The organism is Planococcus sp. A6, from assembly GCF_028823615.1.
Lineage (GTDB): Bacteria > Bacillota > Bacilli > Bacillales_A > Planococcaceae > Planococcus.
Genome location: NZ_JAPEHT010000120.1, coordinates 1 through 9,851, shown reverse-complemented (window position 1 = coordinate 9,851; position 9,851 = coordinate 1). Strand labels below are relative to the sequence as shown.

11 protein-coding genes and 1 pseudogene are annotated in these 9,851 nt (G+C 49.1%); 10 read left to right on the top strand and 2 right to left on the bottom strand.

Annotated elements, in window-relative coordinates; translation table 11 throughout:
- Positions 1-105 precede the first annotated feature (105 nt).
- The gene (locus ON064_RS14815) at positions 106-1,374 is read left to right on the top strand and encodes an acetyl-CoA hydrolase/transferase family protein (RefSeq protein WP_274625375.1); all 1,269 of its coding nucleotides are present in this window, start codon (positions 106-108) and stop codon (positions 1,372-1,374) included.
- A 61-nt stretch (positions 1,375-1,435) separates the two neighbouring features.
- On the opposite strand, the gene ON064_RS14810 is transcribed toward ON064_RS14815, so the two are convergent.
- Positions 1,436-2,212, bottom strand: a complete 777-nt coding sequence (locus ON064_RS14810) for a 2-keto-4-pentenoate hydratase (RefSeq protein WP_274625374.1) — start codon at positions 2,210-2,212, stop codon at positions 1,436-1,438.
- Between the two features lie 189 nt (positions 2,213-2,401).
- Here ON064_RS14810 and ON064_RS14805 point away from each other — a divergent pair, with 189 nt between their 5' ends.
- Positions 2,402-3,184, top strand: a complete 783-nt coding sequence (locus tag ON064_RS14805) for an STAS domain-containing protein (protein ID WP_274625373.1) — start codon at positions 2,402-2,404, stop codon at positions 3,182-3,184.
- Between the two features lie 37 nt (positions 3,185-3,221).
- On the opposite strand, the gene trhA is transcribed toward ON064_RS14805, so the two are convergent.
- Positions 3,222-3,869 carry a PAQR family membrane homeostasis protein TrhA gene (trhA, locus tag ON064_RS14800; protein ID WP_274625372.1) on the bottom strand — a complete coding sequence of 216 codons (648 nt, stop codon included), beginning with the start codon at positions 3,867-3,869 and terminating at the stop codon, positions 3,222-3,224.
- A 129-nt stretch (positions 3,870-3,998) separates the two neighbouring features.
- Here trhA and ON064_RS14795 point away from each other — a divergent pair, with 129 nt between their 5' ends.
- The 8 genes and pseudogenes from ON064_RS14795 to ON064_RS14760 all read left to right on the top strand — a co-directional run bounded on the left by ON064_RS14795 (position 3,999) and on the right by ON064_RS14760 (position 9,675).
- Positions 3,999-4,580 (top strand): DUF1836 domain-containing protein, encoded by a 582-nt coding sequence (locus tag ON064_RS14795; protein WP_274625371.1) that lies wholly within the window; start codon positions 3,999-4,001, stop codon positions 4,578-4,580.
- Positions 4,561-4,995 (top strand): YaiI/YqxD family protein, encoded by a 435-nt coding sequence (locus ON064_RS14790; protein ID WP_121300835.1) that lies wholly within the window; start codon positions 4,561-4,563, stop codon positions 4,993-4,995. The genes ON064_RS14795 and ON064_RS14790 overlap by 20 nt, the downstream gene beginning before the upstream one ends.
- A gap of 119 nt (positions 4,996-5,114) precedes the next feature.
- Positions 5,115-5,813: a type 1 glutamine amidotransferase domain-containing protein gene (locus ON064_RS14785; protein ID WP_274625370.1), complete on the top strand. Its 699-nt coding sequence runs from the start codon at positions 5,115-5,117 to the stop codon at positions 5,811-5,813.
- Positions 5,814-5,934: 121 nt separating this feature from the next.
- A complete protein-coding gene (locus ON064_RS14780; RefSeq protein WP_121300837.1) occupies positions 5,935-6,216 on the top strand; it encodes a hypothetical protein in 282 nt (93 codons plus the stop codon).
- A gap of 70 nt (positions 6,217-6,286) precedes the next feature.
- The gene (locus ON064_RS14775) at positions 6,287-7,372 is read left to right on the top strand and encodes an AI-2E family transporter (RefSeq protein ID WP_274625369.1); all 1,086 of its coding nucleotides are present in this window, start codon (positions 6,287-6,289) and stop codon (positions 7,370-7,372) included.
- A 124-nt stretch (positions 7,373-7,496) separates the two neighbouring features.
- A pseudogene (locus tag ON064_RS14770) lies at positions 7,497-8,250 on the top strand (transporter substrate-binding domain-containing protein).
- 55 nt (positions 8,251-8,305) lie between these two features.
- Entirely contained in the window at positions 8,306-8,950 is a 645-nt protein-coding gene (locus tag ON064_RS14765) for an amino acid ABC transporter permease (protein WP_121300840.1), read from the top strand.
- Positions 8,947-9,675, top strand: a complete 729-nt coding sequence (locus ON064_RS14760) for an amino acid ABC transporter ATP-binding protein (protein WP_274625368.1) — start codon at positions 8,947-8,949, stop codon at positions 9,673-9,675. Before ON064_RS14765 ends, ON064_RS14760 begins: the two co-directional genes overlap by 4 nt.
- Positions 9,676-9,851 lie beyond the last annotated feature (176 nt).

The window sequence follows — 9,851 nt, the reverse complement described above, 5'->3', positions numbered from 1 at the left end:
TCTTTTGACTGAAAAGGCAGAATAGCAATGAAAGTTTGGCAACTCAATCAAGCGCAAATTCTATGATAAAGTAGAAATAATATTAGAAACCAGGAGTGAATGCAGATGTCCAAACAACTTAGCCCAAAGCAAGTGGTCGATTTGATCGAAGAACAGGCAGATATCATCGTGCCGATCGCAAACGGCGAGCCGATCCGGTTGCTTGATATTCTCGAACAACACGCCCATGAACTGGATGGGGTCAAAATCCACCAAATGCTGGCTCTGCGTGAACGGGCATATATCCGAGGGGAACTGGAGCGGCTCCGCCACGTCTCCTATTTCCTGAGCGGCGCTACCCGTAAGGTGTATCAGCAAGCGAAGATGGACCTGGTGCCGAATAATTTTCACGAGATGCCGCGCCTATTGCAAAAAGCGACGAAGATGTCGATGATCATGACAGTCGCTTCGCCGATGGACGAACACGGTTATTTCACTTTCGGCACCCAGGCCGATTACGTCGCTGAATTCGTCGGCAAAGTACCGTTCATTTTGGAAGTGAATGAACACATGCCGCGCACATTCGGCCGCAACCAAATCCACATCAGCCAAATTGCAGGCTATGTGGAGCATCACGCGCCGCTTGCAGAAGAGCAAGTCGGCAAAATCAGCGATATGGACATGAAGATTGCCTCGTCGATCATCGGCGACATCGAGAACGGCGATACGCTTCAAATCGGTATCGGCTCTGTGCCGAATGCGGTCATTAGCATGCTGAAAGACCATCGCCACTTGGGGATCCATACGGAAATGCTTCCGGACGGTGTGGCGGACCTGGTCAATTCGGGGGCAATCGACGGCACGCGCAAATTTACGAACCCTGGCAAGATCGTCGCGACGTTCGCCTACGGATCGAAGAAATTATATGATTTCATTGATGGAAACCCGGCGGTGGAGATGCTTCCGGTAAGCATCGTCAACGATCCACGTGAAATCGCCAAAGAGAAGAATATCGTCTCGATCAATGCGACGACAGAAGTCGATTTATACGGTCAATGCGCTTCCGAAACGGTCGGCGGAAAATATTATTCATCCAGCGGCGGCCAAGTCGATTTTGCGCGGGGCGTCCGCTTCGCCGAGAACGGCAAAGGTTACATCTGTATGCCATCCACTGCCAAAAGCGAGAGTTTATCTCGCATCAAGCTGAACTTAGCGCCTCAATCGGTCGTGACAACAGGCAAAAACGATGTCGACAACATCGTTACGGAATACGGCATCGCGCGCCTCCACAGCGTGTCCCTTGCGGAGCGGGCAAAACGACTCATCAGTATTGCCCATCCGAAGTTCCGCGAAGAGCTGATGTACGATGCGAAAAAGAACGGCTTCTTGCTGTAAATGAACATGGTGTTTTAGTTGAATATCAAAATCCCCAGCTGCAAAAGCAGCCGGGGATTTTTTAATGGACGGTCAGTTCGACACTGCCAATGCCTTCATATTTCGCTTCGTAACGCCCTTTTTCAAGCGGCTTCGGCAAGATGAACGTGCCGGATGAGACGGTCAGGCCGCGCTTTAGCTTCAAGCCATGCGCTTCGAGTTCTGCTGCTAGCCATTTGATGGCATTTACCGGATGCCCCAACACTTCAGACGAGCTTCCGGCAGCAATCGGTTCACCGTCGAGGAATAATTCGCCGCGGACTTGATCGAGTTGATCGTAGGAATGGCTCTTTGCAGGTTCGCCGACCACAATGCGGCCAGCTACTGCGCTATCTGCGATGACTTGCCCGAGTGTGATGTTCGGGAACCACTCGGTGAATCGCGAGTCGGGAACTTCGATACCCGGGGCCACCAAGGTTTTTTCAAGAATCGCCGTCGTTGAATCAGCGGCATCGATGTCTTCCTGTATGAGGAACATCAATTCGATTTCAATCAATGGCGAAAGCATGCTTGAGAGTTCAATGGTATTGCCGGAAATGGCGGGAACAGTCAATGCGCCGTACAGCGGTTTTTCGGAGCTGAACAATTGTTGCGTTTCAGGGCTCGTCAAACTGATTTTATAGCCTGCGAGTGGTTCGCCGTTTTGTACTTTTTTTGCTGTCACTGCCTGCTGCACCTCGTATGCGAGGCGGGAGTTGATCGATTCAGGAATCTGATTTTTTCCGAAAGCTTGCCGGTTTTCATACGCGCTGTAAAGGCGTTTTGCGTATTCCTGTTTCTCTAAGTTTAATGGTCCCATTATTCAGTCTCCTTTCCTTGGCTTCATCTTATCACTTTAAACCTGAGGCTTGCATCCGGAGAAGGTTAATTTGCTTTTCGATTGGCTTATCTTATAAGATGATAGGGACAAGTTAGAAAAAGGAGCGGCATACATTATGGGAGAAATTAGCAGAGAGCTACATGATTTTATTCTAAAAAATAAAACTCCATGGTTGAAGAGTGGCTTGAGACACGCGGCAATCATGCGAACACTGTCTATTCCGCCCACGCATCCGACGATACGGTAGAAAAGCTGAGAAAGGAATCGGTTGGCTACATCGAGGCCGTCACAGCAATCTTTATCCACGACAAGGAAGAATCGCTTGCCTACGTTGAAGATTGGTCATCGACAATTGCAAAAGAACGCGCCCAACAATCCGTGCCTCTTTATGAAGTGATGGAGCATCTGGGGCAATTGCGTAAAATCTATTGGACTTGTGTCCGCCATTTCTTTGAGGAAGTCGATAGAGCGAATAGCCAGGATGCGTTGCGCTGGAGCGAAATGCTGAATGATATTTTCGACTTTATCATCGAAAGCTTTGCGCGCCATCATCATGAAGCCCACCAACGATTGCTGGCGAGCCAGCAAGAAGTGATCGACGAGTTGAGCAGCCCGGTCATTCCGATCCGTAAAGGTGTTGGTATCTTGCCGTTGGTCGGCGGGATCGATACATATCGCGCCAAAGTGATTTTGGAGACGGCTCTTGAAGAAAGTGCAAAGCAGCAATTGACGACGCTCTACATCGACCTGTCGGCGGTGCCGATTGTCGATACGATGGTAGCGCATCAATTATTCCAGTTGATGGATTCCCTGAGAATTATCGGCGTGGAATCTGTCCTCTCCGGCATTCGCCCTGAAATCGCACAGACCGCCGTGACACTCGGCATTGATTTCAAAAATATCAAGGTCTACGCCAACTTGATGCAGGCGCTGGATGCACTCGAACATTAAGAAAGAGCCGTTCTCTTTGAGAGCGGCTCTTTTTGTGTTATAGCACGTATAAATAGACGGCCAGGAAGTGGCATGTGCTTCCGAGCAAGATGAAAATATGGAAAATCTCGTGGAATCCGAGGTAACGAGAAGATAAGAAGTCAGGCTTGAGCCAGTAGATGACACCGCCGACTGTGTACAGAAGACCACCGGCAACGAGCAGCCATAACCCGGCAGCGGGCAGGCTGGAGGCGAGCGGGCCTACTGCAAAAATGATGATCCAGCCCATCAAGATATAGATGGCGGTCGATAGCCAACGAGGGGAGTGGAACCAAATCATCTTGAAAAGGATGCCGCTGATGCCGAGCGCGGCCACTACAGCGAAAATCGACCAGCCGAGCGTGCCTTCAAGCGCGATCAAGCAAAACGGCGCATAGGAACCCGCAATCAGCAAGAAAATCATGGAATGGTCCAGTTTGCGGAAAAAGGCGATGACACCTGGGCGCGCTTTGACGGAATGATAAACCGTTGAAGCCGTATACAGCAGGATCAAACTGATGCCGAAAATGACGACCGCTGTAACGTGTGACGCAGGTGCTTGCGTGTAGGCAGCTTTGATGGCCATGGCAAGCAAGGCAGTAAAGGACAAAAGCGCTCCGGCCAAATGGGACAAAGCATTGAAAGGCTCTCGGATAAATGCAGTCATGGATCTGTACCTCCTGATACGTAGTTATTGAAACTACATATAATAATATACGCATTGATTTCCTCGGTCAAGTTTGTCGGCTTTTCCATCATAGGGTAAAATGGGGGAATAGAAGTTGAGGTGAAGCGAATGGAAAGCATCGATCGGCTCATTGGCCAATTGGCTCTCGACAGCCAAATCCGTACAAGCGACATTCCGAAAATCGATTTATACGTGGATCAGGTCATTCAATTATTCGAAACGGCGTTCCACGATACGAAAAGGTATCAAGACGATAAAATATTGACGAAAACGATGATTAATAATTATGCCAAAGGAAAATTATTCTACCCGGTGCAGCATAAAAAATATACGCCTGACCATATTATGCTCATCAGCTTGATTTACCAAATGAAAAGTACACTGTCGATCAATGACGTTAAAAAAGTGTTGGAGAAAGTGAACGAAAAAGCGCAGGTGCGGGAACTGGATCTATCCGAATTCTATGAAACCTACCTGGCGCTTCAACAGGACAATCACGCCGCATTCAAAGAAGAGCTTGAGCGGCAGGCGGAGGCCGTCGCCAATACGCAAAGTGAACAGGAGGGGGAACTGTCCAAGGTGCTGTTCATTGCATCGCTAGTCCATAAAAGTAATTTGTACAGAAGGGCTGCTGAAAAATTGGCGGATGAATTGGTAAGGGAGGAAGCTGATGGCAAAAATTCTTATTGACGCAGATGGCTGTCCCGTGGTCGATTTGACGATTGGGCTGGCTAAGCGGTTCAATTGGCCGGTGCTGCTCATTTGCGATACGTCCCATGAAATGTATCGCGAAGGAGCGGAGACGCTGACGGTATCGAAAGGGGCGGACGCCGTCGATTTTGTGTTGGTAAACCGGGTGCAACCTGGCGATATCGTCGTTACGCAGGATTACGGACTCGCTGCGATGGTGCTAGCGAAACGCGGCGTGCCGATCGACCAAAACGGGCGCGTTTATAATGAAGGCAATATCGAACAATTACTCTACGGCCGCCACGTCGCGAAAAAAATCCGCCAAAGTGGCGGACGCATGAAAGGGCCGAAAAAACGCCAGCAAGCCGACAATGACAAGTTTCGCGACAGCTTGACGCGTATATTGGAAGCCTGAAAGGTCCGCTGTAGTGCGGGCCTTTTTCTGTAGGCAAGCACATCCTCCGTTCCGTGGCGCGAGTAATTTTCAGGCGATAGGGAATAGAAAGGGATATGAATCGATGGGAGGAATATGCCATGAAGAAAATAGCGGTTATCGTGACGAATCATCAAGAGTTAGGAAATCGCGGCAAAAAAACGGGCTTATGGCTGCGTGAACTGACGGATTTCTACCACGAAGTGAAAGATGACTTCAGAATCGATATCATCAGTCCGAAAGACGAAAAAGTGCCGATCGATCCAAGAAGCCTTCCGGCGGCCGTAATTAATGGCCGGACGCGGCATTATTATTTGGACAAAAACATCCAGAAGCAATTGGACCGGCCGCTGACGCCAGGCGAAGTGAAAGCCAACGAATATGCCGGCATTTACTTTACCGGCGGGCACGGGACCATGTGGGATTTCCCGGACAATAAGGAATTACAGCGGATGACAGCAAGCATTTACGAAAAAGGCGGCATCGTAGCAGCCGTCTGCCACGGGCCAAGCGGATTATTGAATGTCCGCCTGTCTGATGGCAGCCCGTTATTATCAGGACATCTCGCTACCGGCTTTTCGGATTTGGAAGAAAAGTTGCTCGGCCTTTATAAAGACATTCCATTTTCCTTGCAGCATGAACTCAAAGAGAGTGGCGCACTTGTGCAAATCGCCCAACTGCCGCTCGAAGCATGCGTCATTGAGTCAGGACGCCTAATCACTGGGCAAAATCCAGCCTCTGCTTCAGGCGTCGGGGAAAAGATGCGCGAGCAATTGAAAGACATGGAGCGCTATTCGTAATGAGCGAGCGTCAAGGGGCGAAGGCGATCTTGACTGAAAAACTCGGGGTGGCTTAAAAATCGAGATTCAGGGTATACAGAAGAGAAGTGATAGAAAGACGCAATATTTTGGAGGGATTCTGATGAAGAGATCAACCATGAATACAGTAGTAGGCAGCGCACTTGCAGCAGCTGCAGGAGTTTTCGTCTACAAAGCGTATCAAGAGAAAAATACAGTCCGCGTGCAGGAAGACATCGATATGCACAACAGCAAAGAAATCGATGAGCGCGAAAGTGTCTACGCCATCGAAGATTCAAGTGAACAGGGACTCTCGCAATTGGATTCCGCTTACCGTGAAGAATGGCAAGCGAATGCTTTCCCGCAAACCCAGAAGGAATTGCGCGAACTCGAAGAAGACAAATAAATCAGACGAGTGAGATTTTTCTTCGTGTATGATTTAAGTGTGGAATTAAATTTGAAAGGAGTGTCAGCAAGTGTGGATCCGAAAGCCATTTTTTGAATACACAGCAGGAATATTATTACTCGCCCTTACATTATACGTACTCAGCAAGTTGGACTATATCTGGGAACCGATCCGCATCATCATCACGACGCTATTTGCGCCGATTGTCATCGCCGGAATTTTATATTATCTGCTCAGGCCATTGGTCAGGGTGCTCGCCCGACGCATGCCGAAGATTGCAGGTATTGGAATTGTTTTTACGGTAATTGCGCTGGTGTTTGGGAGCCTCGTCTATTTCTTCGGGCCGACGCTGATTGAACAAGGAGAAAGCCTAGTGGATTTGGCGCCTGAGAAAGTGGAGGAAATGAGTTCGGAATCGAATAATCTCTTACAGGGATTTGAATTCGGCGGGATTTCCGGGCGGGAAATCAGCGACCGCATCTACGGTTATGCCGAAAGCCTGTCGAGCAATTTGTTCGAGAATGTACTCGACATCCTGGGGATGCTGGTCAATGCGGCAATCGTTTTAATCGTAGTGCCGTTCATCTTGTTTTTCTTATTGAAGGACGATGATAAGTTCATTCCGTATTCGGTGAAGCGCCTCCCCGAAGACCATAAACCGGAAGGCAAGAAACTAATGAAGGATTTAGATGAGACATTATCGACGTTTGTAATCGGACAAGCGATTGTCGCCGCAGTGATTGGCGTCTTGATGTACATCGGCTATTTGATCATCGGCCTCGAATACGCTTTGACGCTTGCCGTGTTCGCGATGTTCTTGGTAGTCGTCCCGTTTCTTGGGCCGATCATCGGGATCATCCCAGCGATTTTCGTTGCTCTCTTGAACGACGGATTGTTCATGGCATTCAAAGTCGTTCTCGTGCTCTTGGTGGTCCAACAGCTCGAAGGCAATCTCGTCACGCCGAACGTCATGGGCAATCGGCTTCATGTCCATCCCTTAACGATCATCTTATTATTGATGGTGGCCGGTTCCTTGTACGGCTTTATCGGGATTTTGATTGCCATCCCGACTTATGCCGTCTTGAAGACGCTCGCCCATAACTTCCGCTTATTTTATCGGCTCCATAAAAAGCGTGCCGTCAGCCATGAGGGCTAGTCATTTAGACGCAAGCATCCATCCTACTTCCTAGTAAATTTCATTCGAAAGGTTCTGAATTTGCAAATATTGTGATATATTAGTCAGTAGAATGACCAATACAGAACAGAGGGGATGTTTATTAATGAGGAAATGGACTTTATTAGCATTATTGCTAGCAGTTCTTACAGTGCTTGCCGCATGCGGCGGTTCGGAAGAAGAATCCGGCGGCGGTGAATCTGGCGGAGGCGAAGGGGAAGCATATCGCGTCGGCATCGATACGACTTATCCACCGTTTGAGTTTGAAGAAGACGGCGAATACACAGGAATCGATATCGATTTGATCAATGCGATTGCTGAAAACCAAGGCTTTGAAATCGAATTCAACCCGATGGATTTCGGGGGCATCATCCCGGCCCTTCAGGCTGGACAATTGGATGTAGCGATTGCGGGCATGAGTATTACGGATGAGCGCAAGGAAATCGTGGATTTCTCGGATCCGTATTTTGACGCCGGCCTTTCATTGGTTGTAGCAGAAGACAATAACAAAAACGGTTGCGGTAAAGAGCGGAACGACTGGCGCTCAATTCGCGCGCGACAACGAAGCTGAATACGGCTATGAAATTTCCCAGTTCGAAGACAGCCCATCGATGTTCCAAGAAGTATCAAACGGCAATGCGGATGTACTTCTTGAAGATTACCCTGTCATCGCTTATGCCATCGCAGAAAGCGAATTGGCTTTGAAAACTGTCGGCGACCGCTTGACAGGCGACCAATACGGCATCGCTGTGTTGAAAGGCGAGAATGCGGAATTGCTTGAACAAATCAATGCAGGCCTGCAGGAATTGCGCGACAGCGGCGAATATGACGAAATCTTAAACAAATACATCGCAGAATAAAATCATGTAGCGCGCATTCGCGCGCTGCATTTTTTTATGCAAGGGGGAACTAAGGGTGCAGACAATTATCAATGCTTTTCCGTACTTAATGGAAGGCTTGCAAGTTACGTTATATATTTTCGGCATTGCCATCGTCCTGGGCTTCTTGCTAGGACTGGTTGTGGCGTTGCTGCGCTTGGCACCGTTCAAAATCTTGAACTGGATCGCCAAAATCTTCGTCGACGCAATCCGGGGGACGCCGTTCATCGTCCAGCTGTTCTTCATTTACTTCGGCTTGAATTCGCTTGGGTTCTTTTCGCTCGATAACACGACAGCCGGGATCGTGACAGTTGCGATCAACGCCGGTGCTTACTTCTCGGAAATCATCCGGGCAGGGATCCAGTCGATCGACAAAGGGCAAACAGAAGCGGCGCGTTCGCTCGGGCTCAACTCGACACAGACCATGCGCCACATCATTTTGCCTCAGGCATTCCGCCGCATGCTCCCGACGATTACCAACCAGGCGATCATTTCCTTGAAAGATACTTCGCTCTTGTCGGTTATCGGCGTAGCGGATTTGACACAGGAAGGGCGCATCCAGGCAAGTGCCACATTCGATGCGTTTAACGTGTATTTGATCCTCGGCATCATTTACTTTATCGTCATTTACTTGCTCTCGATGCTCGCGAGCTTTGTGGAAAGGAAGTTTGTATTGCGATGAGTATGATCAGAGTAGAAAACCTCAAAAAATCATTCGGAGATTTGGAAGTCATCAAAGACATGAGCACGGTCGTCGAAGAGAAGGAAGTCATTTGCGTCATTGGTCCTTCCGGTTCCGGCAAAAGTACGTTTCTTCGCTGTTTGAACCGGCTCGAAGAAATCAGCGGGGGCCATGTGTATATTGAAGGAACGGATATCACCGATCCGAAAGTCGACATCAACAAAGTGCGTCAAAATGTCGGAATGGTGTTCCAGCAGTTCAACTTATTCCCGCATAAAACAGTGCTCCAAAATGTGACGCTGGCGCCAATCAAATTGAAAAAAGGCGACCAGAAAGCCGCTGAGAAGAAAGCTTACGAATTGCTGGATAAGGTCGGCTTGCGCGAAAAAGCGAAAGCCTATCCGGGCGAACTGTCCGGGGGGCAGAAGCAGCGTGTCGCGATTGCGCGTGCGCTCGCGATGGACCCGAAAATCATGCTGTTCGATGAGCCGACTTCAGCGCTCGACCCGGAGATGGTTGGAGACGTGCTGGATGTTATGAAGCAACTCGCACGGGAAGGGATGACCATGGTCGTCGTGACCCACGAGATGGGCTTTGCGGCGGAAATGGGCGACCGGGTACTGTTTATCGACGGCGGCTATATCGTCGAAGAAAACGTGCCGAAGGAATTATTCGGCAATCCGCAACACGAACGGACGAAAGCGTTCTTGAGTAAAGTGTTGTAAAGATGAGTGGGAAAGCGTGCCTTTTGGGCGCGCTTTTTTAATTTGGCTGAAAAGCTGGAATTAGATAATGAGGGTTTTCGAGCGAAACTATTCTTGAAGATTGAGTTGAGCTTCGTATTGGCAATCGCCGCCGTGCTTTGGGTTGGCCTCCTGCAATAAGCCAGAAAGAGCATCTG

What these genes read in the sequence shown, in the direction of transcription:
- ON064_RS14815 (WP_274625375.1), top strand. Translation starts at nt 106, where the DNA reads ATGTCCAAACAACTTAGCCCAAAGCAAGTGGTCGATTTGATCGAAGAA.
- ON064_RS14810 (WP_274625374.1), bottom strand. Translation starts at nt 2,212, where the DNA reads ATGGGACCATTAAACTTAGAGAAACAGGAATACGCAAAACGCCTTTAC.
- ON064_RS14760 (WP_274625368.1), top strand. Translation starts at nt 8,947, where the DNA reads ATGAGTATGATCAGAGTAGAAAACCTCAAAAAATCATTCGGAGATTTG.
- ON064_RS14805 (WP_274625373.1), top strand. Translation starts at nt 2,402, where the DNA reads ATGGTTGAAGAGTGGCTTGAGACACGCGGCAATCATGCGAACACTGTC.
- ON064_RS14785 (WP_274625370.1), top strand. Translation starts at nt 5,115, where the DNA reads ATGAAGAAAATAGCGGTTATCGTGACGAATCATCAAGAGTTAGGAAAT.
- ON064_RS14790 (WP_121300835.1), top strand. Translation starts at nt 4,561, where the DNA reads ATGGCAAAAATTCTTATTGACGCAGATGGCTGTCCCGTGGTCGATTTG.
- ON064_RS14780 (WP_121300837.1), top strand. Translation starts at nt 5,935, where the DNA reads ATGAAGAGATCAACCATGAATACAGTAGTAGGCAGCGCACTTGCAGCA.
- trhA (WP_274625372.1), bottom strand. Translation starts at nt 3,869, where the DNA reads ATGACTGCATTTATCCGAGAGCCTTTCAATGCTTTGTCCCATTTGGCC.
- ON064_RS14795 (WP_274625371.1), top strand. Translation starts at nt 3,999, where the DNA reads ATGGAAAGCATCGATCGGCTCATTGGCCAATTGGCTCTCGACAGCCAA.